Source organism: Cryobacterium sp. (assembly GCF_025463825.1).
Lineage (GTDB): Bacteria > Actinomycetota > Actinomycetes > Actinomycetales > Microbacteriaceae > Cryobacterium.
The window spans coordinates 21,613-46,816 of record NZ_JAODBG010000123.1; the positions used below are offsets into that span (position 1 = coordinate 21,613).

At 69.5% G+C, this 25,204-nt stretch carries 19 protein-coding genes and 1 pseudogene; 5 read left to right on the forward strand and 15 right to left on the reverse strand.

The features are described 5' to 3' along the window. Positions 1-2 precede the first annotated feature (2 nt). From JWP54_RS15385 to JWP54_RS15395, 3 genes are all read right to left on the reverse strand, one after another. Positions 3-737 (reverse strand): hypothetical protein, encoded by a 735-nt coding sequence (locus JWP54_RS15385; protein WP_297373637.1) that lies wholly within the window; start codon positions 735-737, stop codon positions 3-5. Between the two features lie 67 nt (positions 738-804). Then, positions 805-3,048: a PKD domain-containing protein gene (locus JWP54_RS15390; RefSeq protein ID WP_297373639.1), complete on the reverse strand. Its 2,244-nt coding sequence runs from the start codon at positions 3,046-3,048 to the stop codon at positions 805-807. A gap of 192 nt (positions 3,049-3,240) precedes the next feature. Further along, positions 3,241-4,953, reverse strand: a complete 1,713-nt coding sequence (locus JWP54_RS15395) for a hypothetical protein (RefSeq protein ID WP_297373642.1) — start codon at positions 4,951-4,953, stop codon at positions 3,241-3,243. A gap of 250 nt (positions 4,954-5,203) precedes the next feature. Here JWP54_RS15395 and JWP54_RS15400 point away from each other — a divergent pair, with 250 nt between their 5' ends. Further along, the gene (locus JWP54_RS15400; RefSeq protein WP_297373644.1) at positions 5,204-5,671 is read left to right on the forward strand and encodes an adenylyltransferase/cytidyltransferase family protein; all 468 of its coding nucleotides are present in this window, start codon (positions 5,204-5,206) and stop codon (positions 5,669-5,671) included. Here JWP54_RS15400 and JWP54_RS15405 read toward each other — a convergent pair. Continuing rightward, positions 5,668-7,017, reverse strand: coding sequence for a hypothetical protein (locus JWP54_RS15405; protein WP_297373647.1), 1,350 nt, complete (start codon positions 7,015-7,017; stop codon positions 5,668-5,670). The genes JWP54_RS15400 and JWP54_RS15405 overlap by 4 nt on opposite strands. 367 nt (positions 7,018-7,384) lie before the next feature. Here JWP54_RS15405 and JWP54_RS15410 point away from each other — a divergent pair, with 367 nt between their 5' ends. Further along, positions 7,385-8,671 (forward strand): polysaccharide biosynthesis C-terminal domain-containing protein, encoded by a 1,287-nt coding sequence (locus JWP54_RS15410; RefSeq protein ID WP_297373649.1) that lies wholly within the window; start codon positions 7,385-7,387, stop codon positions 8,669-8,671. Positions 8,672-8,703: 32 nt separating this feature from the next. Here the strand turns inward: JWP54_RS15410 and pip are convergent, their stop codons facing one another. From pip to JWP54_RS15450, 8 genes are all read right to left on the reverse strand, one after another. Then, positions 8,704-9,660: a prolyl aminopeptidase gene (pip, locus tag JWP54_RS15415; protein WP_297373652.1), complete on the reverse strand. Its 957-nt coding sequence runs from the start codon at positions 9,658-9,660 to the stop codon at positions 8,704-8,706. A gap of 62 nt (positions 9,661-9,722) precedes the next feature. Next, positions 9,723-10,550: an ABC transporter permease gene (locus JWP54_RS15420; protein ID WP_297373655.1), complete on the reverse strand. Its 828-nt coding sequence runs from the start codon at positions 10,548-10,550 to the stop codon at positions 9,723-9,725. Then, positions 10,547-11,497, reverse strand: a complete 951-nt coding sequence (locus tag JWP54_RS15425; RefSeq protein ID WP_297373688.1) for an ABC transporter ATP-binding protein — start codon at positions 11,495-11,497, stop codon at positions 10,547-10,549. The genes JWP54_RS15420 and JWP54_RS15425 overlap by 4 nt, the downstream gene beginning before the upstream one ends. Positions 11,498-11,684: 187 nt before the next feature. Continuing rightward, positions 11,685-13,751 (reverse strand): acyl-CoA dehydrogenase, encoded by a 2,067-nt coding sequence (locus JWP54_RS15430; protein ID WP_297373691.1) that lies wholly within the window; start codon positions 13,749-13,751, stop codon positions 11,685-11,687. Positions 13,752-13,990: 239 nt separating this feature from the next. Continuing rightward, complete coding sequence (recQ, locus tag JWP54_RS15435) at positions 13,991-16,030, reverse strand: DNA helicase RecQ (protein WP_297373658.1); 2,040 nt, start codon at positions 16,028-16,030, stop codon at positions 13,991-13,993. Positions 16,031-16,190: 160 nt separating this feature from the next. Further along, complete coding sequence (locus tag JWP54_RS15440; RefSeq protein WP_297373661.1) at positions 16,191-16,820, reverse strand: copper resistance CopC family protein; 630 nt, start codon at positions 16,818-16,820, stop codon at positions 16,191-16,193. Positions 16,821-16,828: 8 nt separating this feature from the next. Next, complete coding sequence (locus tag JWP54_RS15445; RefSeq protein WP_297373664.1) at positions 16,829-17,542, reverse strand: YcnI family protein; 714 nt, start codon at positions 17,540-17,542, stop codon at positions 16,829-16,831. A gap of 122 nt (positions 17,543-17,664) precedes the next feature. Next, positions 17,665-18,279, reverse strand: coding sequence for a hypothetical protein (locus JWP54_RS15450; RefSeq protein WP_297373667.1), 615 nt, complete (start codon positions 18,277-18,279; stop codon positions 17,665-17,667). Positions 18,280-18,426: 147 nt separating this feature from the next. Between JWP54_RS15450 and pstS the strand changes: the two genes are divergently transcribed. Further along, positions 18,427-19,458, forward strand: coding sequence for a phosphate ABC transporter substrate-binding protein PstS (gene pstS / locus JWP54_RS15455; RefSeq protein WP_297373670.1), 1,032 nt, complete (start codon positions 18,427-18,429; stop codon positions 19,456-19,458). A gap of 53 nt (positions 19,459-19,511) precedes the next feature. On the opposite strand, the gene JWP54_RS15460 is transcribed toward pstS, so the two are convergent. The 3 genes and pseudogenes from JWP54_RS15460 to JWP54_RS17805 all read right to left on the reverse strand — a co-directional run. After that, on the reverse strand, positions 19,512-21,452 hold the full coding sequence (locus tag JWP54_RS15460) for a DEAD/DEAH box helicase (protein ID WP_297373673.1): 1,941 nt from the start codon (positions 21,450-21,452) through the stop codon (positions 19,512-19,514). A gap of 227 nt (positions 21,453-21,679) precedes the next feature. Then, positions 21,680-21,904 (reverse strand): hypothetical protein, encoded by a 225-nt coding sequence (locus tag JWP54_RS15465; protein ID WP_297373677.1) that lies wholly within the window; start codon positions 21,902-21,904, stop codon positions 21,680-21,682. A 151-nt stretch (positions 21,905-22,055) separates the two neighbouring features. Next, positions 22,056-22,418: pseudogene (locus JWP54_RS17805) on the reverse strand (3-beta hydroxysteroid dehydrogenase); the annotation flags it as partial. Between the two features lie 177 nt (positions 22,419-22,595). Here JWP54_RS17805 and JWP54_RS15470 point away from each other — a divergent pair. Next, the gene (locus JWP54_RS15470) at positions 22,596-23,702 is read left to right on the forward strand and encodes an FUSC family protein (RefSeq protein WP_297373680.1); all 1,107 of its coding nucleotides are present in this window, start codon (positions 22,596-22,598) and stop codon (positions 23,700-23,702) included. A 143-nt stretch (positions 23,703-23,845) separates the two neighbouring features. Beyond that, on the forward strand, positions 23,846-24,997 hold the full coding sequence (locus JWP54_RS15475) for an alpha/beta hydrolase fold domain-containing protein (protein ID WP_297373683.1): 1,152 nt from the start codon (positions 23,846-23,848) through the stop codon (positions 24,995-24,997). Positions 24,998-25,204 lie beyond the last annotated feature (207 nt).

A 25,204-nucleotide genomic window follows, 5' to 3' on the forward strand; every position in this document is an offset into this window, starting at 1 on the left:
GGTCAGCGCGGACCGGCCCCCTCGAACACGACAATCGGAACGCCGACGGTGTAGTCGACCCCGATCTTGACCTGGTCACGTTCCTCGGGCGGCACGGTGAAGATGAACACCCCGGTGACGGTGGCGCCGCCGGCGACCTCGTCGGGCAGCGGCACGCCACCGGGCCCGCGCAGGTCCACTGCGGGTGCCTGGTCCTGACCGTAGTACACCGTAACCACCGTCGACGCCAGGGACACCGGGGCGTCGCCGTCGTTGCGCATGGTCAGGGTGAAGCGCAGTGCGGGTCCGCCCACTTCGCCCGGACCCTGGGCTTCGCCCTCCACTGCCTCGAGGGCGTCGATGCTGACGACCACCCCGGGCACGGGGGCGACCTCGTCGGTGAGGGGCACCGCCGGCAGTTCCGGCAGCGGAGCCACCTCGACGGGGGTCACGGCGGCCGGCGGCTCGGCCGGCGGCTCGGCCGGAGCCTCGGGCTCGGGCTGCTCGCTGGGCGGCGCCGGCTCCTGGACGGCCGGATCCACGGGAACCTCGGTGATCGGCTGCTCCTCCGTCGGCGTGGCCGCGGACGTCGGGCTGCTCGCACCGGTGGCACCGACCAGCGGCAGCCCGCCGCCCTGGGACACCCAGAGAGAGGCCCCGAACAACAGCACTGCCGCGGTGACGACGGAGGCCAGGCCGAGCCAGCGCCAGGTGCGGCCGCTATGCTTGCCGGGGGTGGTGGGGTCCTTTAAATCCATGGTCGCGCTCCTAACGCTGGTGCCGCTGGTGTCGCTGATGTCGCTTCGCTCAGTGGTTGCACGGGCACTACACCTCCGGCTTGGCGGCCGGGACCTGCGCCGGCGGCGCTTTCTCCGCGGGCACCGGGACCGGCGCTTCCTTCACCGGCGCCGGAACCGGCGCCTTCACCACGGGTGCCGGAACCGGCGTCTCGGCCTCTGGCGCGGGAACGGGTACCTCCGGCACCGGCGTCTCCTCCACGGGCGCGGGTGTCGGCGTCTGCGGTACCGGTGCCTCCTCCACAGGAGCGGGAGTCGGGGTTTCCGGAGCCGGAGCGGGCTCCTCGGGCGCGGGTGCGGGCTCTTCGGGCGCCGGAGCGGGCTCCGCGGGCGCCGGCGTCGGGGATGGGGTCGGCTCCGGAGTCGGGGCAGGCGGGTCTGTCACCTCGACCGACTGGGTCTGGGTGTGGGTTGTCCCGGCCGCGTCGGTGGTCGTGAGGACCACCTGGTAGGTGCCGGCTTGTGTGTACGCATGGGTCGCGGAGACGCCGGTGCTGCTGGAGCCATCACCCCACGACCAGCCGTAGGAGCCGATCGTGCCGCCCGGAGAGGTCACCGCAGCGGCGTCGACGGCCACGTTCAGCCCCGTCACCGTGGTGGTGAAGCTCGGTCCGGCCGGCGCCGCGAGGCGGTTCGCGGCTGCGCCGCTCACGGTGATGGTGACGGCGTTACCGGTGACGACGTTGCCTCGGGGGTCGGTCACCCGGATCCGATAGGAGTACGTGCCGCCGGACAGGCCGGTCTCGGTCCAGGTCAGGGTCGGCCGCTTCCAGTCCATGGAGCGTCCGGTGACAGTCTTGACCGTCATCGTGCCCCGTTGCACCGAGTAGGTGAGCAGTTCGTTGTCCCTGTCGTAGTTGGACGTCCAGGTGACCTTCACCGATCCGGCCGCCGGAGAGGCCAGGGTGGGCACGAAGTCGGCACCGGTGACCCGGGGACCCTGCTTGTTCGGCGCGATCGAGGGGATCGCGAATCGCACCAGGCCCTGCTGCTGCTTGTTGTTCACCACGGTGAACTCGCCGGCGTAGAGCACGTACTGCGAATTCGCGGTGACATTCCACGCGCCCTGGTTCTGCCCGGTGAACGTGCCGGCGTTGATGTCCGGGTACCAGGTCAGCACGGACGGTCGCGGCTTGCCCTCGAAGTTGAAGTACCTGTCCACGGTGTTCCTGGCGACGGTTCCCGTCGCATTCATCGTGAACGACAGGGTGCGGTGGATCGCGCGGGGCTTGGTTTCCGGATGCCCGCCGATGGTCCTGCAGTCGTGCGCATGGCCGGCCGTGTAGACGACGCTGGCGGTGGGAACGGCGGAATAGGTATCGCCGTGGCAGTCTTCCAACCAGATCAGCGTGCCGTCCGCCCAGGAGGCCCGGAAAGCACCCTCGAAGTTGCCCTCACCGTAGAATCCGTACCCGGTGCCGAAGACCCCGGCACTCGTCGACGTGAGGCTCAGGATGGCCGAATTCGCACCGGCGTTGCGGATCACGCTGTTCACCTTCCAGGTCAGCGACGCGCCTGAGTACGAGCTGGTGGCAGCCATGCCGTAGCCGGGGTTGCTCTTGCCGTTGTAGGTCGTGAACGAACCGCCGATGATGACCTTCGTACTGTCGGGCGACACGGTCAGGGTGGTGACGGTGCCGCCGGCCGGCTTGCCCTTCCACGGCTGCACCGCACCGTTGGAGATGGCAAAGCTGGCCATATAGGTGCGCGCCTGCCCCCCGGCCTGGGTGAAGGTCCCGCCGGCGTACACGGCGCCGCCGCTGATGCCCAGCGCGGCCACCCGCCCGTTGAGCGAGGGCGCCCAGGAGGTCACCAGCGCGCCCGTCGACGTGGTGTACGCCGCAATCCGGTAGCGCGTCGCGCTGCCCGCCTTGGTGAAGTTGCCGCCGACGTAGATCCTGGAGCCGTCCTTCGCGGCGACCAGTGCCCGGACTGCGGCGTTCAAGTTGGGATTGAAGGAGGTGAGCACACCGGTGGTGAGGTTGTACGCGAGCATGTTGTTGCGGGAGACCTCGTTGGTGCCCGGCGCCGAGCCGGCCGGCCGGGCCTTCGTGAACTGGCCGCCGACATAGACGGTGTTCCCGACGATCACCTGCGCCCAGACCACGCCATTGATTTGCGGGGTCGGCAGCGCGTCGGCCGCGACCGTGGCCGGTGTGCCTTCCGCCGGCGAGGTGTCGGCGATCGCGGGCGCGCTGGCCAGGGTGGCTGTGGCGGCAAGCGCCACGGCGGTCACCAGCGCGAGGAAAGCGTTTCGGGCACCAACAAGCATCAGTGAGCCTCACCGGTCATGGCCACGCTTCGGGTACGTGGCACGATTTCGTGAGTATATGTCGATCGTCGACACCCACCGACCCCTTTTCAGGGGTGTAATTCCCCGTCAGTCACCGCGAACGACGACAGGACCCCGCGTGCGCTGCACGCGGGGTCCTGTCGACTCCCGGATAGCCGGGTTGATCGAGCCTTAGCCCTTCCGGACGGCTACCGGGGCCATGTCGGGCACGTAGAAGTTACGGGCCGCGCTGACCGGGGTGGTGGTCGGGGCGATCACTGCGCAATCGGCGTGCTTGGTGTCGCGGCCGAAGGTGTTGTCGGCGATCTTGACGCCCTGGACCGGTCCGTAGGTCTTCTCCGCGATGTTCACGGTGCAGCCTCCGCCGTTGGCGTAGTTGCCCGTGAAGGTGAAGTTGGAGACCTTTCCGCGGTCCTGGGTGATCTGGACACCGGAGTTGAACGCGCCGCTGATGCTGCTGTTGGTGATGCTGATGTTGCTGCCCACCTGGATCTGGATCGAGTCATCGTGGCTCGGCGTGCCGTTGTGGTTCGGGTCGCTCGTGTAGTGCAGGTTGTCGTGCAACCAGGACTTGTCGATCGAGACATTGCCGCCGGTGAGGTGGATGCTGTCGATCACGCCGTGGATGTTCACGCGAGTGGCGGTGAAGTTATACCCGTAGATGCCCATGGCGTACGGTGACGCGACGGACGGGAAGAGCTCCGTGTCGACGATCTTCAGGCCGGGCTGGCCACCGAGGTTGTTGATCAGCGGGGCGACGCCGGAAAGCGCCTTGCCGCGGATGATCGAGTTCTTGATGGTGACGTTCGGGGCGCTGATCTTGACCAGGCCGCGGATGTCGAGGCCGTCGATGACGGTGCCGGCGGTGCTGATGTTGAGGTCGCCGTTGTGCACCTTGAGCTGCGTGCCGGCCGGGACACCGGTGTTGCCCTTGCCGGGAGTGCCGGTTGCCGCGGGAGCCGTGGTGGCTGCGGGCGCCTTGGTGGGGGCGGGGGCCGGGGCCGGAGCGGGGGCCGGGCTGGAGCCGAAGCTCACGACGGTGGTCTTCAGTTCGACACTGGCCTGGCTGCTGGTGAGCGTGAGCTTGCCGTTGTGGCCGGCGTGCAGTGGCAGCGTGATGGTGGCGGTCGGCTTCTGGTCGAGGGATGCCGTGAACACGGCGAGCTGGCGCCCATCCGGTCCGATGGAGGCCTTCACAGCGGTGTCGCGCCAGGCGCCTTTACCGGTGATGGTGAGCTTGACCGAGGTCGCGCCGGCTGGGATGTTGCCCAGCGACATGGTCTTCTGACCGCTCGGCGGAACCACGACGGTCGCCAGGGCGCCGGTCGTGGACGCAGTCGCGGTGGCCGCCGTGGCGGTCGGCACGGTGAATCCGGTGATGGTGGTCTTCAGCCGCACGCTGGCCTGGGTGCTGGCGAGGGTGAGCTTGCCGTCGTGCCCGGCCTGGAGCGGCAGGGTGACGGTGGTGCTGGGCTTCTCGTTGAGCTTGGCCGTGAAGATGGTCTTCTGGGCGCCGTTCGGGCTGATGGACGCCTTCACCTCGGTGTCGCGCCAGGCGCCGGCACCGGTGATAGTGAGCTGCACGGCGGTGGCGTTGGCCGGCACGCTGCCCAGTGAGATGGTCTTGCTTCCGCCGGGAGGTGCGACGACCTCCTCCAGGGCGGTGGAGATGGCGGTTTTCACGGCAGAGCTGGCTGCCGTCGCCGGAGCGGCCTGGGCGGGAACCGCCGCGAAGCCGGTGAGGCCGATGACCACGGCCAGGGCCGCGGACGCGAACATGGCGGGTCGCTTGTTGAATGATGCCCCGGTTCCGGACGTAGCCAGGTCGGGGACGGACGGGGTCGTCTTGCTCGACGACGTGGAACGCTTAAGAGAGGAAAGCATTGAGTTATTGAGTGATTTCTGGTGATGCACAACGTTCGGGACATGCGGGATGGAGCAACCGTAGGGGGCCACCGATCGTGCACCAAGCTTCTCCTACTATCCCGAATACGTCAAACGCTTACACCACACTCCAAGGTTCGACCGTCGCGACACTAGCCGGATCGGAACTCCCCAGCTACAGTCCCCATCGACATCTCTACCCGACTTTTCCGGCCAACGGCCGTGAACTGAGAGAAAACGAGCTGGCCCGATGCCTGTTGAGCGACCCGGATTCCCACCTCTTCGCGTTGGTTATGCTGCCGGCGCCTTCGACCTCTTCCACGTGGGCCATCTCAACATCCTGCGGCAGGCGCGCAGCCGCTGTGACTACCTGATCGCCGGGGTGGTGTCGGACGAAATGCTGGTCCTGACCAAAGGCGCGCCGCCGATTGTGCCGCTGGCCGAGCGGCTCGAGATCGTCCGCCACATCGGCTTCGTCGACGAGGCCGTCGCCGAAACCGTACCGGACAAGCTCGACACCTGGCGCACCATCGGCTTCGACGTGTTCTTCAAGGGCGACGATTGGCGCGGAACCGCCCGGGGCCAGAAGCTCGAGCGCGAGTTCGCGAAGGTCGGCGTCGACGTGGTGTATTTCCCCTATACGGTGCACACGTCAAGCACGGCTCTACGCCGCGCGTTGGAAGCGCTTTCTCCCCAGATTGGCGATATTCGGGCCTAGCCCCGCCTTGCTCGAATGATCCGCGCCGGTTGCCGGAGTCCGTCAGGGGGGCCCGCGGGTGGCGGCAGGTGGCGGAGGACGACCAGTCCGACCGCGAGGATGATCAGCGTGGACGAGCTGTACACCGGACCGAAGGGCAGCGCCCAGAACAGCTTGATCACCAGGTAGACCGCCACGGCCGAAGCCGTGCCGCTGGCGATTCCGGAAGCGACCCCGCGGAGCACCACCGCGACCAGGACGGCCGTCAGCAGGAGACCGGGGATCCCGAACCAGGCCCACAGGTCCCCCACGATGGAATGCAGTTCGATCTGCCCGCCGAACATGTAGATGTCCACGTAGTTGTTGTTCGGGTCGTAGCCGATTCGGCTGAGGCCGGACTTCGCGGCCAGGATGTCTTCACCGCTCGGTACCGTGCCGGTGCCGAACCCGTAGGGCTGATGGAGCATCAGCGCGGCCGTCGCGGCGGCCTCTGGCCGACCCCCGAGGATCAGCGAGCCGGACGTCTGCAGCTGGGCGTCACTGCGCAACTGGGTCTCCTGACCCAGCGCGCCGTCCAGGATGAGCGCCTGGGCGACGAGGTACACCACGAGCGTGAGGAAGCCGACCACCAGCACCAGCCAGGCGGCCGACACCGTGCGGGTGCGGTGTCCCGGCCGCATCTGCCAGAGCACGATCACCGCGGTCAGCAGCAGGATGGCGAACGCGGAGCGGGCATCCGTGAAGGCGGCGATGAGCGTGAAGCCGGAGACGGCGACGAGCTCCAGCCAGCGGCGACCGGACTGCCGGGCGAGGGCCAGCACTATCAGCGTGAGCGCGAAGGAATAGCCGAACTTCCACGGGTTGGTGAGGTACAACTCGCTGGTGGGCGTCACGCCGAGCAGCAGGCCGATCCCGAACCAGAGCGCCACCTGGGCGTCGGTCAGCACGGTGCGGCACCAGAGCACGAATCCGATCCCGCACAGAATGCCCACCAGGCCGACCGTGAGGGCCACCATCTGGCCGACGCTGGTCTCGTGGGTTGCCACGAACGACTGGGTGAGCCAGAGGCCGGATCCCACCGCGAAGACACCCACGACCAGAAGCAGCCGGGCGCCCCGGAAGAGGCGCAGCGTGGGAATCCAGAGCGGAGCGAGGACCGCAGCCAGCAGGTACCCGACGGTGAGGCCGGCCTGGATCTCGGTGCGCATGGCCAGGAGCACCAGCACGATGGTCGCAACCGCGCCGCCGAGCAGGCGGGTGCGCTGCGATTCGGCCAGCCGAGCTGCCGACAGCGGATTCCGGCCGGCCGGGCCTGGGAAGGCCGCGCCCGGCCCGCCGACGGGCGTTGACCCCGTGTGTACCGCCATGCCCACCACCGCACCGGGCCGGCACGACGAGTCGGATTTCTCGCCGGTGTCCAGGCCGCTTCGACGACACCATAGAGCGCGGGTCGGGTGCCGACAAGGGCGCGGAGGGGCTCAGGAGGCCGATGCCCCCCGAAGGTGGGCGGTATCGGCGTCCGGGGCGCCCGAGTACTGTGTGCACCCTCAGGGCAGGCCTCACGCGGGCGGACCGTGTCGGCCGCACCGACAAGCCGCCCGACACCAGGGGAGGTCCATCGACGTGATCGGCCGTCCCGGGCGAACGCAGCGTGTCCGCGAGGTTGCGCAGCCGACCCCGGTCGCCACGGCCGCCGGGCCGGGTACTCCGCGAGCGGGGTCGGTGTCCCGCAACATGTCGATTGCGCTGCTGGGGAATGCCTTCCCGCCGTTGGTGGCCCTCTTCTCCGGTCCGATCCTGGCGCAGGCGCTCGGTGTGGAGGGCCGCGGTGCTGTCGCCGCCGCCACCGCGCCACTGGCCCTCGTGGTGACCCTGGCCACCTTCGGAATTCCCGAGGCGGTCACCTGGGTCGTTGCCCGGTCGCCGCACCTGGCCCGAAACGCCGCCGGCCGCGGCTTGGTCTTGCTTAGCGTTGCCGGGCTCCTGGCGATGGCCGCCGTGGGGCTGTCCGCCGGCTGGTTGAGCGGCGGCTCGTCGGAGGTCGCCCAGTTGATCCTGGTCGCAGGGCTCGCGATCGTGCCCAACCTGCTGGTGGGGGTGTTGCGGGGTGTTGCGTCCGCCACCCAGACCTGGCGGCTGGTCGCGATCGAGCGCATCCTGACGTCCTCCCTCCGCTTGCTGGTGCTCATCCCCTTCTGGCTGACCGGCACCCTGACGCCCCTGGTCGCGACGATCACCGTCGCGGCGATGCCCGTCGCCGGCGCCGTGGTCTATCTCGGCCGCATGCGCACGCTCCCGGCGCGCGCCAGTGAGGTCCCGCCGGTCGCCAGGACGAGCGGGTTGCTCGGTTATGGGATGCGTGTGTGGATCGGCGCGATCTCCGGCATCCTGCTCTCCCGCATCGATCAGGTTCTGATGACTCCGCTGGCGGGCACCTACCAGCTCGGACTGTACGTGGTCGCTGTCAGCGTGAGCGAGCTGCCGCTGATCATCCACCAGGCGGTGCGCGATGTCACCTTCGTCAACGAATCAGCCCAATCGGTGGACGAGCGGCTGAGTTCGTCGGCCCGGATCTCGACACTCCTGAGCGGATGGGCCGCCCTGTTCCTCGGCGTGAGCATGCTCTGGTGGCTGCCCTTCCTCTTCGGCGAAGATTTCCGGGCCTCACTGCCGGTCGCGGCGGTGTTGCTCACCGCCGTGGTACTCAATACCCCGGGATCGATCGCCGGCTCCGGGCTCAGCGGTCGCGGCCGTCCGGGCTTGCGCAGCGTGTCGCTCACTGTCGCCTGCCTGGTGAACATCGGCCTGCTCGTGCTGCTCGCTCCCGTGCTGGGCGCGATGGGAGCGGCGCTGGCCACGCTGGTGGGAAACCTGATCTCCAGCAATCTCAACCTGGTGTTCCTGGCCCGGGTGTTCGGCATCAACCCTCTCGAGTTCTACGGGCTACGCCGCACGGATCTGGCGACGCTCGCCCGCTTCGTCCGTCGGTTCACCGACCGGCTCAGCCGGCGGGGCCGCTGACCGGAGGAGCACCGGAGGGTCGGCCGCGGCCGCTATCCGGCGAACCGGTCGGTGGCGTCGAGCAGGGCGGCGCGGATGCCCGGCTCCTCGAAGGAGTGGCCGGCGTCGGGGATGATCTGGAAATCGGCCTCCGGCCAGGACTGGTGCAGCGCCCAGGCGGTGAACGCCGGGGTGCACATGTCGTAGCGGCCCTGCACGATGACACCGGGGATGTCCTTCAGCTTGCCGGCGTCGCGGATGAGCTGCTCCGGCTCGAACCAGCCCTTGTTCATGAAATAGTGGTTCTCGATCCGGGCGAAGGCCACGGCGAAGGCCGGCTCGGTGAATCGTTCGATGGTCGCCGGGCTCTGCAGCAGGGTGATGGTGGAGGACTCCCAGGTGGACCAGGCGACGCCGGCGCGTTCCCGGACGGACTGGTCCGGGTCGTGCAGTAGGCGGCTGTACGCCTCAATCAGGTGGCCGCGCTCGTCGACGGGCACCGGCGCGATGAACCCCTCCCACAGGTCGGGGTAGATCGCCGCGGCGCCGCCCTCGTAGAACCAGTCCAGTTCGATCGGGCGGAGCGTGAAGATGCCGCGCAGGACCAGTTCGGTCACCTTCTCCGGGTGGGTCTCGGCGTAGGCCAGGGCGAGCGAGCTGCCCCAGGAACCTCCGCATACCAGCCAGCGGTCGATGCCGAGATGCTCACGGAGCCGCTCGATGTCGGCGACCAGATGCCAGGTTGTGTTGTGCGTCAGGTCAGCGTCGGGTTCGCTGGCGTGCGGGGTGCTCCTGCCGCAGCCGCGCTGGTCGAACAGCACGATCCGGTACTTCGCCGGGTCGAACACCCGGCGCTGGGTGGCGCTGGAGGCGCCGCCAGGCCCGCCGTGCAGGTACACCGCGGGCTTGCCGTCCGGGTTTCCGGACACTTCGTAGTAGAGGCTGTGGCCGTCCCCGACGTCGAGCATGCCGGTGTCGTACGGTGCGATCTCGGGGTAGAAATCTCTCATGCGTGTCAGCCTACGGCCCCGGCCGGCGCGAGGACCGCGGCTCCCCCTCCGCTCTGCCGTCGCTACGCGTCCCGGCGGCGGAGCAGCACCCCGGCGCCGCCGAGCGACACGGCAACCCAGCCGAGCACGACGAGCACGTTCTGCCACACCTCGGCGAGGGGCGGACCGAACGCATTGAGACCGAAGATGCCCAGGCCGGCGGTGGAGATCAGGTACGGCATCGGATCGGCGGCCCAATCCGCGGGGATCATCAGCAGCGCGATCGGCAGCAGCAGCAGGATGCCCAGGGCCGCGGCGATGCCGCCGGCGCTGCTGCGCAGGATCGCGCCGTTGCCGAGGGCGAAGACCGAGACCAGGGCCAGGTAGAGGGCCCCGCCGAGCAGCGGCAGGAACAGGTCGGGGTCGGTGATGCTCGCGGAAACACCCGTGCCGGCCAGAATCGGCGACGCCACCAGGTAGGAGGCGACGGTGCTGACCAGGCCGACCACGAAGGTGCAGACAAGGAGCACCACGGCTTTGGCAGCCAGCATGGGCAACCGCCGGGGTGCCGCGGTGGCGCTCGAACGAATCATGCCGGTCGTGTACTCACCGCTGATGGCGAGCACGCCGAGCACGGCGACGACCAGTTGGCCGAAGAAGACGCCGAAGGTGGCGGCCTGGGAGACGAACGCCACCTGTGCATCCGCCGGTATCTGGCTGCCGCCGGCGCCGAAGGAGGCCGCCATGAGCGCGGCCATGCCGACCGAGATCAGGATGACGGTGGCGTACGACCAGAGGGTGGAGCGAACCGTGCGCAGCTTGATCCACTCCGAGCGGAGCAGCCCGGCGAAGCTCAGTCCGGAACCCGAGGCCACGAACGTGGGGGCGATGGTGGGGGCACTGGTGCTCATCGGACTCTCTCCATCAGGTCAGTGGCGGACCGCGGGTCTACGGCCCCGGGGTCATCCGTGGTCGTGCCGGTGCGGTACTCCACGTCGTTCTGGGTGAGGGCCAGGTAGGCCTCCTCGAGGGATGCGCTGACCGGGGTGAGTTCGTGTAGGGCGATCCCGGCCCTGGCGGCCTGGTTGCCGATGTCCGCGGCGGAGACACCAACGATCTCGAGCAGATCGGCACCGCTGCGGGTGACGCTCACGTCTGGGCGCACGAAGAGCGCGGCCAGTTCGGGGGCATACGGGGTGCGCACCCGCACCGTTTTGCCGGTCGCGGCGCCGATGAGCTCGGCCACCGGTGCATCCGCGATGACCCGGCCGCGGCCGAGGACGATGAGGTGGTCGGCGGTGACGGCCATCTCGCTCATCAGGTGCGAGGAGAGCATGATCGTGCGGCCTTCGCCGGCCAGGCGGCGCACGAGCTGGCGAACCCATTGCTCCCCCTCGGGGTCGAGCCCGTTGACGGGTTCGTCCAGGATCAGCGTGGCCGGGTCGCCGAGCAGGGCGGCGGCGATGCCGAGGCGCTGGCCCATTCCGAGCGAAAACCCGCCGACGCGCTTGCGCGCGACGGTCTCGAGGCCGGTCAGGCTGATGACCTCCCGCACCCGGCTGGCCGGGATGGAGGAGGTGGCCGCCATGGCGAGCAGGTGGTTGTAGGCGCTCCGGCCGGTGTGAATGGCCTTGGCGTCCAGCAGCACTCCGACTTCACGCAGCGGAGCCTTGTGGTCACGGTAGTGCTTGCCGTTCACGGTGACGGAGCCGGAGGTCGGGCGGTCCAGCCCCACGACCATGCGCATGGTGGTGGATTTGCCGGCGCCGTTGGGACCGAGGAACCCGGTCACCCTGCCGGGCTGCACCGTGAAGTCGATTCCGTCGACCGCCGTCTTGCTTCCGTAACGTTTGGTCAGGGATTGTGCCTAGATCATCCGTTGCCTCTTCCCGCATCTGAGGGGACGGACGAATGCCGCGACGACCCCACCTCCGACACTAGGGGCGTGCCCGACCCGGAAGCATCCGCCCAGCGGATGGTTTCCGCCCGTCGGACCTGCTCCGTGAGGCCGAACCCACCCCCAGTCCAGGTGTGGCGCGGGTGGGCTAGGGGCGACGGACGGGCTTTTCGGGGACGGGGGTGGTGCCGGCGGCGCGCTGGGCACGGTAGTACTCGCGGGCCTCGACCTGGCGCTCTCGCTCGGCGCCGGAGGCGATCGGCGCCCGCAGGTGCTCCGGCGCGTAGCCGAACGCGTCGACGAGGTCGACGGCGTGCGGGCGCAGCCGGGCGATGATCCGGTCGATGTATGCGGTCACGGCCTGGGCGCGCTTACCCGAGAGCCGGCCGTTGATGAGGTACCACGCGGCATGCTCCTCGATCAGGCGCAACCCGAAGAGGTCGCGCAGCCAGGTGAGCACCTGCCGCGTGCCCGCGTGGGTGGTCGACTCCACCGCCCGGGTGAATGCCTCCCACTGCAGCAGCTCGGCGTGCGCGCGGGCGGCCTCGATCAGCTCGTTCTGGTGGGAGTTGAAGAGGTCGGCCGCCTCTTTCTTCGGTAGCTTGGTGGCGTTACGGAGGGCCTGGGCGACGCCGGCGATCATGGTCTCCACCCGGTCGGTGAGCAGGGCGCGCTGGGTTCCCGTCTCCCGCAGCGCACCGACGCTGCGGGCGGTGGAGCCGAAGTCGGCGACCGACTGGCCGAGGGTGCGCAGGCCCGTGCCGTGATAGGCGCGGCCCGCGGTCTGCTGCACGACGTACCGGGCGAGAGCCCCGGCGTCCGCTCCGGCGAACTTGCGGTTGTAGTCGGTGAGGAGGCGCTTGGCCACGAGCTGCAGCAGCACGTTGTTGTCGCCCTCGAAGGTGGCGTACACGTCGAGGTCGGCACGGAGGCCCACGAACCGGTTCTCGGCGAGGAATCCCGCGCCGCCGCAGGCCTCGCGCGCCTCCTGCAGGGTGTCAAGGGCGTTCCAGGTGGACAGCGGCTTGAGCGCCGCAGCGAGGGTCTCCAGGTCCTGCCGGTCGATATCCGTCGCCGCCGCGCCGCTGAAGACCTGGTCGAACTTGACGAGGAACTCGTCGTGCGCGAACGTTTGGGCGTAGGCGGTGGCCAGGCGCGGGATCAGTCGGCGCTGGTGCCGTTGGTAGTCGAGGATGACCTCTTCGTCGGTGTCGCTGCCCGCGGTGAACTGACGGCGTTCGCTGCCGTACCGGATGGCTATGGCCAGCGCCAGGGCGGACGCCTGGGTGGCGGCGCCGTCCAGAGACACCCGGCCCTGCACCAGGGTGCCGAGCATGGTGAAGAAGCGCCGGCCGGGGCTGCCGATCGGGCTGGTGTAGCTGCCGTCTGGGGCGACGTCCCCGTACCGGTTGAGCAGGTTCTCGCGCGGGACGCGCACCTGGTCGAAGTGCAGCCGGCCGTTGTCGATGCCGTTCAGGCCGCCCTTGAGGCCGTCGTCCTCACCGCCGATGCCGGGGAGGAACTCGCCGGACTTCTCGCGGAGCGGCACATAGAACGCGTGCACACCGTGGTTGACCCCGAGGGTGATCAGCTGGGCGAACACCACGGCGGCGATGCCGTCGATGGCGGCGTTGCCGAGATAGTCCTTCCAGGCCGCCCGAAACGGGGTGTGCAGCACGAAGTTGCCGGTCTCCACGTCGAAGGTGGCGGTGGTGCCGATGGCCGAGACGTCGGAGCCGTGCCCGGTCTCGGTCATGGCGAAAGCCCCCGGCACCTCCAGGCTCATGATGCCGGGCAGCCACTTCTCGTGGTGCGCCGAGGTGCCCAGGTGCAGCACGGCGGCGCCGAACAGGCCCCACTGCACGCCGGCCTTGATCTGCAGGCTCGGGTCGGCGGTGACGAGTTCCTCGAAGCCGGCGATGTTGCCGCCGTGGTCGTCGGAGCCGCCGACGGAGACGGGGAAGGCCCGGTGCACGTGGCCGTTGTCGGCGAGGATCTTGAGCTGGCCGAGCACCCGGGCCCGGTGGTCGGCCATGGAGAGACCTTCCATGCGCTGCAGCTCGGGCCCTGCGGTGAGTTCGCGGGCCTTGATCCGGACGTCGGCCCAGGTGCCGAGCAGCGAGCGGGTGAGGGCGGCCGGGTCGATGCGCGGGGCATCCGGGTCTCCCGCGACCCGAACCGGTCCGGTATCGGTACCGACCGGGTTGGGCGGCATCGGGGTGGGGCGCTGGACAGTGTCAACCATCATTGGTCCTAACGTCTACGGCTACGCGCGGCTGTGAGTGTTCGACCACGTTAGGTCGAGGGACTCCACGGCGGAAATAGTGCGTGACGTGGCTACAAAGAAGGGTGCGGGGCTCCGCCCTCGGCCTGTAGCTCTTCTACAACAACGAGGGGCCAGCAGGTGCGGAGGCCGACAAAGATCGCCGGGGATCTTCGCGGCCCGCCGATGGGTCAGGCGTTCGCGGCGACGACCTCGAGCAGGGCTTCTCCGTAGGAGTCCAGTTTCTTCGCGCCGACCCCGGTGATGCCGTCCAAATCGCCCAGGGTACGCGGCTTCGCAGCGGCCACGGCCACCAGGGTGGCGTCGCCGAACACGACGTAGGCGGGCACGCCCTGGTCCCGCGAGGTGGTGCTGCGCCACGCCCGCAGCGCCTGGAACAGGGTCTCCTGCTCGGGGCTGAGCTCGGCCAGGCCGGCCTTGGCGGTGGCGGCACGGGCGGCGGGGGTGCGCTTGAGTGGGCGGTCGGGTTCGCTCCGCAGCTGCACCGGGCGGCGGCCGGCCAGCACCTCTGCAGCAGCGTCGGTGAGGATCAGAGTGCCGTATTCGCCTGAGGTGGCAATGAAACCCTGGGCGAGGAGCTGACGCACGACGCCCCGCCACTGCTGGTCGGTGAGGTCGGCGCCGATGCCCCAGGTGGCGAGCTGGTCGTGGCTGTGCTGGGTGGTGCGGGGCGTGGTCTTGCCGCGCAGGATGTCGATGAGCTGGCCAGCGCCGAAGCGCTGGTTGCGCTCCCGCAGCAGGCGCACAATCGTGGAGAGCAGCTTCTGGGCGGGCACGGTGCCGTCCCAGGAATCCGGCGGCACCAGGCAGGTGTCGCAGTTGCCGCAGGGTTCGCTCGGCTGGCCGAAGTAGCGCAGCAGGTTGACCCGCCGGCAGTGCACGGTTTCGCAGAGTGCGAGCATCGCGTCCAGGTGGGCGCTCATCTTACGGCGGTGGGCGAGGTCGCCCGGCGACTCGTCGATCATGCGGCGCTGTTGCACGACGTCCTGCAGGCCGTAGGCCAGCCAGCCGGTGGAAGGCAGGCCGTCGCGGCCGGCCCGGCCGGTCTCCTGGTAGTAGCCCTCGACGGACTTGGGCAGGTCGATGTGGGCGACGAAGCGCACATCCGGTTTGTCGATGCCCATGCCGAAGGCGATGGTGGCGACGATGATGACGCCCTCCTCGCGCAGGAACCGGGCCTGGGTGCGGGCGCGCAGTCCCTGGTCGAGGCCGGCGTGGTAGGGGTAGGCGTTCAGCCCGTTGGCGCGCAGGAATTCGGCGGTCTGCTCGACGGTTTTTCGGCTGAGGGCGTACACGATGCCGGCGTCGGTGGGATGCTCGGTCTGGATGAAGCTGAGCAATTGCTTGCGCGGTTCGGCCTTGCCCACGATACGGTACTGGATGTTGGGCCGGTCGAAGCTGGCGACGAAATGCTGCGCCTGGCCCATCTGCAGGCGCTCGGTGAGCTCCTTGTGGGTGGCGTCGGTGGCCGTGGCGGTGAGCGCGATGCGCGGAACGTCCGGCCAGCGGTCGGCGAGTTCGGACAGGGCCAGGTAGTCGGGGCGGAAGTCGTGGCCCCATTGGGAGACACAGTGCGCCTCGTCGATGGCGAACAGGGCGATGGTGCCTCGGTCGAGGAACCGCTTGGTGGCTTCGTTGGAGAGCCGCTCCGGGGCGACGTAGAGCAGATCGAGGTTGCCGGCGAGGTAGTCGCGCTCCACCTGGTTGCGGGCAGCGGAGTCCTGGCTGGAGTTGAGGAACGCGGCGCGCACGCCGACGAGGGTGAGCGCATCCACCTGGTCCTGCATGAGGGCGATCAGCGGGGAGATCACGATGCCGGTGCCCTCGCGGACGAGCGACGGGATCTGGTAGCAGAGGCTCTTGCCGCCACCGGTGGGCATCAGGACGACGGCGTCGCCGCCACCGATGAGCTGGTCGATGATCTGGGCCTGCTCACCCCGGAAGGAGTCATAGCCGAAGACCGTGTGGAGCGCCTCGGCGGCGGTGCTGAACTTGGCGCTCGCGCGCCTTGGCGCGGGCGGGGCAAGCAGAGTCCCGGTGTGCCCGGTGGGCACGCCGACGTGGACGGGACCGGCGCCGCCGGAACCGGCGGAACCGGCGGGCACGGCAGAGCCGCCCGACCCGTAGGGGTCTGGGGGCGGTGGGGCATCGAAGTCGTCCGGCGGCTCGAACTCGTCAGGATCCCACGGTATCTCGGCGTTCCAACTCACCCGCCAACTCTACCCGCGCCCGCCGACCCCGCCGCTCTGGGCGGACCTTGTGGTTGATGCGCCCCCGGTTTCGCGAGAGCGGCGCTGTGGTCACCTCCGCGTGCTGAGGTGACCGTTGGACCGCTCTGGCGAGATGCCGCTTCCGCGGCCCGGGAGGCGGTTAGGGGCGCTTTCGCAGGAGGAGAAGGGTGAGGCCGATCGCGGCGAGGATCGCCACCAGTGCTCCGCCGATCCAGATCAGGTCGGTGGCATCCACCGCAGCGCCGGCGCCGTCCGAGGTCGCCGCGTCGGTGTCCGCGACACCGGAGGAGCCGGCGTCGGCGGCGCCGCAGGCCGTCGGGGTCGCCGACCCGGCGTCGAGCACCTGGTTCGCGTCGGGCTGCCAGGTGAAGGCGAAGGTACCGGAGATGGAGTGCCCGTCGGTCGATACGGTCTGCCACACCACGGTGTACTCGCCCGGCTGGCCGAGCTGAACCTCGGCCTCCAGGGTCGGCCCGGCCACAGTTGCGCAGCCGTCGCCGTAGTAGCGCGGCGCATCCGTCGGGCCGCTCACCTGCATGGCGCTGCCGGCGCCTTCCCCGGAGAGGTCGAGCAGGTTGTCGTTGGTGGTGATCGTGATCGTGCCGGGCTGTTCGGTCACCACCGAATCGGCCGCAGGTACGGTGCCGAGCACCGAGTTGTGGGCGAACGCCGGCGCCGCCGGGATCCCCAGCGTGAGGGCGCCCAGGAGGAGCGCGGCCAACGCCGAGCGCCGTAGCAAGCGCGGTGGACGGGAACGGATGGGGTTCACCGGGAGTCCTAGGCCGCGGTCTTGCGTCGTGAGGCCAGCGCCACGACGAGGCCGACGGCGCCGACGACGAGTCCGCCGATGCCCAGGATCCTGGCCAGGACATCGTCAGTGGCCGTCGTCTCGGTCGAGGCGGCGGCATCCGCTGCGATCACGTCGGCGTCACCGTGCCCGTGGCCGGACTCGGCGGTGGCCGCGGTGACGGTCAGGGCCGGGGCCGGGTGGGCCGGTTCGTCCTCACCCTCGACGACCGCTTCGCTCCAGTCGGTCTCGCCGACCTCACAGGACTGCAGCACCGGGAAGGCCAGGGTCTCGCCGACGGCGTCCTCGGGGATCTGCAGGCTGAGCACGAAGGTGGTGCGCAGGCCGTCGGCGAGCGGAGACTGGGCCGTGTAGCTGACCTGGCCGACGCGGGTGGCGGGGGTCTCGCCCTCGGCGTCCTCCGTCGGGGCGGCCTGGTCGACCGTCACCTTGTCGATGTCCCAGCCGGGGTTGACGGTGGGGGTGACGCTGGTGATCGTCTCGGGGATGTCGATGGTGATTCCGGTGGTGGCCGACCCGTCGCAGCCGTGGCCGAGCGAGAAGGTGAGCAGGCTGTAGGAGCCGGCGGCGGTCGACGACGGGTCGACCTCGACGTGGGCGCTGGCGGCCAGTGGGGCGGACAGTGCGAGCAGGGTGGCGCCGGCCAGGGTGGTGGCGGCGAACAGGGGGGTGGAAAGCTTCATGGTGGGTCCTTGGAGTCGTGGTTGACCGGGTGCGCGGCACGGCGCGCGCGGAGGCACGGCCGGCTCGGGCACCGCTCGGTCACGTGAAAGAGGGGGTGCGAAACGAGGGTGAGAGGGGACTCTCAGGCGACGAGACACACCGGCGGACCACGATGGCGCATGGGGCTGAGCGGAGCGAGGCGCGGCCGGTGCGGCGCCCGGGTGACGAAGTCCGCGCCGCCGGACCGGCGGTGCGGGATCGGAACGACCGCGGGCAGACGTAGGAGGGCGTGCGCGGCAATCCTGGCCGTGCTGAACAGGCCCCAGAAGGCGCATTCGCCGTAGCGGAGTGCCAGGATGGTGACGATCGCGGCGAGTACGTGCGCGGCGGTCATCATGGCGCCGTGGTCACCGGCCATCGGCGCGGCCCCGGCCGGCATCAACACCACGGCCGGGCCGGCGTCGTGGGCGTGGCCGGCCAGCGCATCCGTGCCGGCCAGACGGCCGCCGGCGCCGCCGATGGAGAACAGACCGTGGAAGATCAGCTGGCTCACTAGCACGGCTGTTGCGAGCCGGCAGGTGGAGAGGGTGCGGCCGGAGAGGGCGATCGAGACGATCCCGGCGAAGGCCAGGGACACCACTACGGCGAGCGGGCCGGGCACGGCGCCGCCGCCCAGGGTGTGTGAGAGGGCGGCAACGAAGGTCGAGAAGCCCGCGACGATCCACCCACGGGCGAAGCGCGCCCAGCGTGTGGTCATAATTCTCCCTCTCAGAGCCTGCACCGAATCTACCAGCCCGGGCCTGCGCGGGGTTTTCCGGTGGGCACGGAGCTCGGGTCAGGCAGAATGGGAACCGTGATTGTTATGAAGAGGCACCCCGCTGTACTCCTTGGCGCCGGAGTCACCGTGGCCACACTGCTCCTGTCCGGCTGCGCCGCGAATGAGGTCGGCCAGGGGACCAGCGACCTGTCCGGCACCCTGGACGGCGCCGGGTCGAGCGCGCAAGCCTCCGCGGAAGACGTGTGGGTGTCGCAGTTCCAGCGGGCCAACGCCAGCGTGACGATCAACTACGACCCGACCGGCTCGGGTGCCGGCCGGGAGCAGTTCATCGGCGGCGGCGTCGACTTCGCCGGCTCCGATTCCGCCCTCAGCGACGAGGAGCTGGCCGGCGAGTTCGCGGCTTGCGCGCCAGGCTCTGCCGCCATCGATCTGCCGGTCTACGTGTCACCGCTGGTGTTGGTTCACAACGTCGACGGGGTGGACGACCTTCGGCTGGACCCGGCCGCCATCGCGAACATCTTCTCCGGCGCGATCACCCGGTGGAACGACCCGGCTCTCGTGGCCCTCAACCCCGACGCGACACTGCCCGACGAACAGATTTCCGCCGTGCACCGCTCCGATGACTCCGGCACCACGAAGAACTTCGCCGACTACCTGTTCCAGAACGTGCCGGAGATCTGGACGCACGAACCCGCCGACGCGTTCCCATACGCCGGCGAGGGCGCCCAGGGCAACTCCGGCGTGGTCAGCGCCGTCGCCAACGGCAACAACACCATCGGCTACGCGGATGCGTCGCGGGTCGGCGACCTGTCCGTGGCGGCCCTCCAGGTCGGGGACGAGTTCGTTGACTACTCCACCGAGGCCGCCGCCGCGATCATCGACGCGTCGCCCCTGGTGGAGCGGGACAATCCCAACGACCTCGTGGTCGATGTCGACCGCACTTCCACCGCCGCCGGCGTGTACCCGCTGGTGTTGGTGAGCTACCTGATCGCCTGCGAGGAATACCCGGACGCCGACCAGGGCGAACTCGTCGAGGCGTACCTCGCCTACGTGGCCAGCCCCGAAGGCCAAGCGGCCGCCGCCGAGAGCGCCGGCTCCGCTCCGCTCTCCGACGAGTTCTCCGACCGGGTCCAGAAGGCGGTGGCCAGCATCCGTTAATGAGTGCAGGGCACCCGCCGGAACGGCGGATGCCCTGCAAGAAGTGCTGGGTGTTACAGGTTCGCGAGCGCGCTGATCGATGCGTCACCCGGCGTGGCCGTGGTGAAGCTGGACTCGATCTCGGCCCGGTCGAGCAGGTCTTCCATGCGACGACGACGCTGCTTGGGGATCAGCGTGACGACGGTACCGGACTTGCCGGCGCGGCCGGTGCGGCCGGCGCGGTGCAGGTAGGTCTTGTACTCGTCGGGCATGTCGGCCTGGATCACCAGGTCGATGTCGTCCACGTGGATGCCGCGCGCGGCGACATCCGTGGCAACGAGGACGTTGACCCGGCCGCTGGTGAGCATCTGCAGGTTGCGCGTGCGGCGGGCCTGGTTGAGGTCGCCGTGCAGGCTGGTGGCCTTGACGCCGGCGTCTTCGAGCTGGTCGGCGAGCTGCTCAGCGTACGCACGGGTGCGGCTGAAGATAAGCGTCTTGCCCTGGCGGTCGACGAGCTGGCCGATGATGGAGGCCTTGTCGCGGTGCTCGATGAGGAGGACCTTGTGGTCGATCGTGCTGGAGGCCTGGTCTTCACCGGCGACCTCGTGCACGGCCGGGTTTGTCAGGAACTCCTTGACCAGCGAGGCGACACCCTTGTCGAGGGTGGCCGAGAACAGTAGGCGCTGGCCACCCTTTTTGGTGAGGCGCAGGATGCGCTGGACCGGCTCGAGGAAGCCCAGGTCGCACATGTAGTCGGCCTCGTCGAGGACCGTGATGACAACCTCGGACAGGTCGAGGCGCCCCTGTTCGACGAGGTCTTCGATGCGGCCGGCAGTGCCGATGATGATGTCCACACCGCGCTGAAGGGCGCTGACCTGGCGGTACTGCGGAACGCCGCCGTAGATCTGGGTGGTGAAGAGGCCGACGCTGCGGGCGATGGGCTGCACGGTGCGGTCGATCTGCAGCGCGAGCTCACGGGTCGGGGCCAGGATGAGCGCGCGGGGCTTGCGGGCCATCTTGCGGTCCTTGGCGCCGTTGTTCTCCATCAGCTTCTCGATCATGGGAGCGGCGAAGGCGATGGTCTTGCCGGAGCCGGTCTTGCCACGGCCGAGCACGTCGCGGCCGGCGAGGACATCGGGGATGGTCGCGGCCTGGATCGGGAACGGGGACGGAGCGCCGAGCAGAGCGAGCTCGCGCACGATGTTGCCACCGAGGCCGAGGTCGCCGAAGGTCACGCCGACAACATCCGCTGCAGTCGTGGCGATGGCCTCGAGGCGCTCGAGCACCACGTCGTCGCCGGCGGCGAACTTGGGCTTGGAGTCCCGGTCCGGGTAGAAGTTGCTGGAGTGGCCGCCGTCGGAGTACGAACGGTCGTTACGGGCCGGGCGGTCGTTGTTCCGGTCGTTGTAGGACGGACGCTCGGTGCGGGCCGGGCGGTCGCCGTAGGACGGACGCTCGGTGCGAGCCGGGCGGTCGTTGTTGTACGCCGGACGGTCGGTGCGCGGGGCACGGTCGCCGTACGACGGACGCTCGGTGCGGGCCGGACGGTCGTTGTTGTACGCCGGGCGATCGGTGCGCGGGGCACGGTCGCCGTAGGACGGGCGGTCGTTGTTGTACGACGGACGATCGGTGCGCGGGGCACGGTCGCCATACGACGGACGCTCGGTGCGAGCCGGGCGGTCGTTGTTATAGGAGGGACGGTCCGTGCGCGGCGCGCGGTCGTTGTAGGCGGGACGCTCGGAGCGCTGCCCGGTGGCCGGACGCTCGGTGCGGTTGCCGTACGCGGGACGGTCGCCGTAGGCGGGACGGTCGGAGGAGGAACGCTCCCCTGAACGCGCGGCGCGCTCGTCGGCATTCCAACGCTGCTTCTTGGGGGCACCCTCGTCTGCGCGGTAACCGCGGTGTCCGGGGCTCTTGCTGCCACCCTTGGGTGCGCCCTTCGGGCCGCCCTTGGAATAGCTCGGGTCGTAGTTCTTGGCTGCGCGGCCGACGGCCGGCTTCTTGCTAGTAGGCATAGAAGTATTTCTGGGTTGTGTTGAGTACATGGCAGTAGTACGTCGCACAGCGACGCAGCCTGAGAACCCGGGCAGTCTATGGCCGGGGCCGTTCACATACAGTGATTTTTCACCAGCGGATTACTGGGAAACCGGCCCATCCTGACTTACAAACCCATCCGCGCACACAATGAAACACGCGGTGTCAAGAGCCGACTTGTCTACGTTACCTGATCGAGTCCCAAAAGTCACGGGTGACTTTGGCCGCGGACCTCGCGGTCGAGCCACTGCCGGAAGGACACGACGCCGCGTTCGGTGCCCCGAGACGGCAACAGGCCGCCGTCGCGCATCGCCGATCCCATCCCGCCGGGCAGCCGGATCTGGATGACCCGGGTGCGGGAGCGCATGGCCCGGGCGTAGGCGCGCACCATGTCGACGAGGAGTTCCTCGCCGGGGCCGGCCAGGTCGGGCACGGCGCCGCGCGGTGCGCCGAGAACCAGCTCGACGAGCCGGTCCGCGACCTCCGCCGCCGCGATCCGGCGCCAGCTTTCCCCGGGACTGCCGGCCCAGCGTTTGCGCCGCGAACTCGTGGAATTGGGTGGACCGCAGGATGGTCCAGGGCACCGGGCCGCGTTCCACCCGGTCCTCCTGCAGGGCCTTGCCGGCGTAGTAGCCGGCGGCCACTCTGGCAGCGTTCACGATCGAGAGGGCAACATGGTGCCGCACACCGGCAGCCGCTTCTGCGGTGAGCAGGGTGGCCGTGTTGGTGCCGAAGAACCGTTTGGAGGCCCTCGCCGACAGGGCGGCGGTGTTGACGACGTCGATGACTCCGTCGACGCCGTCGAGTGCGGCAGCGAGGCCATCTCCGGTCAGGAGGTCGACTCCGGTCGACCAGCTGAGGACGACGGGCTCGTGCCCGTGCTGCCTGATCCGGTCGGTGATGTGACGCCCCACAGTGCCGGTTCCTTCCGCGACTCCAATCTTCACGGCGCCTCCTTAGCCGGCGCCTTCCTCGCGGGGCTGTCCGCGCGCGCCCGCCCCCCGAGGGTGCCGGGTCCGGGTGATGCCGCGAGTCTATTCCGTTGCGGGCTTCACCGTCTTGGCGAGGGTCAGTCCGGAGCGTCCCGGTTTGGGCGGGAGGCCGGGGTCATGCACAATCGATCGATGCGCACTCCCGATCTATCCCCGCGTGCGACCGGCGGGCTGATGAAATCCGCTGCCGTGCACCCCCGGCTTCTGCAGGCCGTGAAGACGGCCGTCGCCGTGGCGATCGCCTGGAAGCTGGCCCCGCTGATGCCCGGCGTTGCCGACGAGTACCCCTATTACGCTCCGCTGGGCGTGATCGTGGCCAGTTATCCCACCCTGATGGGGTCGGTCAAGAACGCGATGCAGACCCTGGCAGGCCTGGTCATCGGCGTGGCCCTGGCCGCCGCGGTGATCCTCTTCAGTGAGCCCAGCGTGCTCACGGTCTCCCTTGTCGTGGGTATCGGGATGCTGATCGGCGGCATCCGCCAACTCGGCGCCGGCCGGGAGTACGTGCCGATCGCGGGTCTGTTCGTCTTGATCGTCGGCGGGCCGAACGCCGACGGCTACTCCATCGGCTATATCTCGCAGATGACGCTCGGCGTAGTGCTCGGTCTCGCGGTGAACCTGCTGGTGGCACCGCCGCTGCGGGTCACCGCTGCGGTGAAAGGACTGTCCCGGCTGCGGGGCGCGCTCGGTGACCACCTCGGGACGGTGGCGGATGCGCTGGACGCGAATTGGCCGCCGGAAGAGGGCGAGTGGTCCAAGCAGGGCGCCACGCTGGCGGGGACGACGACGGCGGTGCGGCGCGCGCTGGCCGAAGCCGACGAAAGCCGTCGGATCAACCCGCGGGCGCGCATCCGGCCGCACGATCTCAGAACTGACTACGACGACCTGGCGGCGCTGGAGAACGCGACCTTCTACGTGCGCGACCTGACCGATGTGCTGGCCGGGGCAGCCTGGGGCACGCCCGTGCCCGTCGAGCTGCCGGCAGCGCTCCGGCCGCCGCTGGCCGCGGCGGCTCGGGCGACGGGAGCGGTGGTCCACGAATGGGACACCGGCGAGACGAGCCTGGCCTCGCTGGAGACGGCGGAAGCCGCCGTCGCCGCTGTGACCCAGGCGATCCATGACCATCGGGAGCTGGGTGCGGAGGCCATCGTCGCGGCCAGCGCCGCGACGCTCGACCTCACCCGGCTGTTGGCAGCGCTCCGGCCCGGGATCGAGCGCGACGTCCCCGTTCCGGCCTGACCCGCACGTCCGGCAGCCGGACGCGCGTCGCGACCGGTTTCCCGCGACGCGCCCGGCGCGCGCCGGGATGCTCGTCGATTAGCAGCCCCGGCCCCGGCGTTCTATTCTCGGGGGTACCCGCACCCAGCGCATTCAGGAGATTCGTGAGCACCGGTCGCCCCGCCATCGGACTTGGCTCCCGACGCTTCCGCCTACTCTTCATCAGCTATGTCATCGGGATGGGCCTGGCGGTCACGGTGCTGCTGTCCGGCTTCCACTGGAACCTGCGCCCGGTGGCCCCCGCCCAGGCCGGCGGCACCGCGAGCGAGGTCGACACGACAGCGGTGGTCGGCATCCGCACCTTCGTCGCGCCCGGAGACGCCGTGGTCGAGGAAGACGTGGTCTACGCCACCGAGCCGGACGGCACCCAGCTGACACTGGATGTGTGCTCCCCCGCTGACACCACCGAGCCTGCGGCTGGATCGGCAACGGATGCGGCGACCGGGACGCCGGCCGCCGAGATAAGCGCGACCGACGAAGCCGGCCTCAGCGACGAGGTCGATTCGGCCGTGGCGGCCCCTGGGGGCACCGATGCTGCCACGGAGGCGGCGGTGGAGCCGGCCCTTCGCCCGGCCGTCATCTCGGTGCATGGCGGCAGCTGGGCCCGCGGCGACAAGGGCAACAGCGACTGGCGGAACGTGTGCGAGTGGTTGGCCTCTGAGGGGTTCGTGGCGTACTCGGTGAACTACCGCCTGGTCCCACTGGTGAGCTTTCCCGCGGCGATCGACGATGTCGGCCGTGCGGTCGAGTGGATGCGCGCCAACGCCGGCAGCTATGACGTGGACCCCGACCGGATCGGCGCGTTCGGGGGCTCGGCGGGCGGAAACCTCGCGGCGCTGCTGGGCAGCCGCGGTCACGGATCCCTCACCGAAGGCAGCCGGGTCGCGGCCGTCGCCGAACTCTCCGGCCCGGTCGACCTCAGTTACGACGGAATCGTGGTGGTCGGCGGATCGTCCGGACTGGAGCAGATCGCGCTCGACTACCTCGACTGCTCCTCCCTGTTGGACTGCCCGGCGGCGGTCGACGCTTCGGCCGTGAACACGCTGGACAGCACCGACCCGCCGGTATTCATCGGCACCTCGAGCGAGGAATTCATTCCGCTCAGCCAGTCGACGGGATTCGCTGCCGACCTGGACGGTCTGGGGATCACCAACCAGCTCGTGACGGTGCCGGGAAGCCTGCACTCGATCGGAATCCTCGACGCCGCGATGCGAGTGCAGGTCTCCGAATTCCTCCATCTCCATCTCGGAACCTAGCAGGCCGGCCGGACTCGCCGAAGGCCGGTTAATAGCGTCTGAAAAGTTCTCCACAACCGTGCTTTTTCCACACAAAGCTTCGACATCGGGCTACATTGTCTGCATGTCCACCATCGCAGACACTTCCGCCCCCGGCACCCCGCCTGGACCGGGTGTGCCCGCAGATTCACTGGTCGCCGCGGTCGAAGCCGTTGAACATTTGGGGGC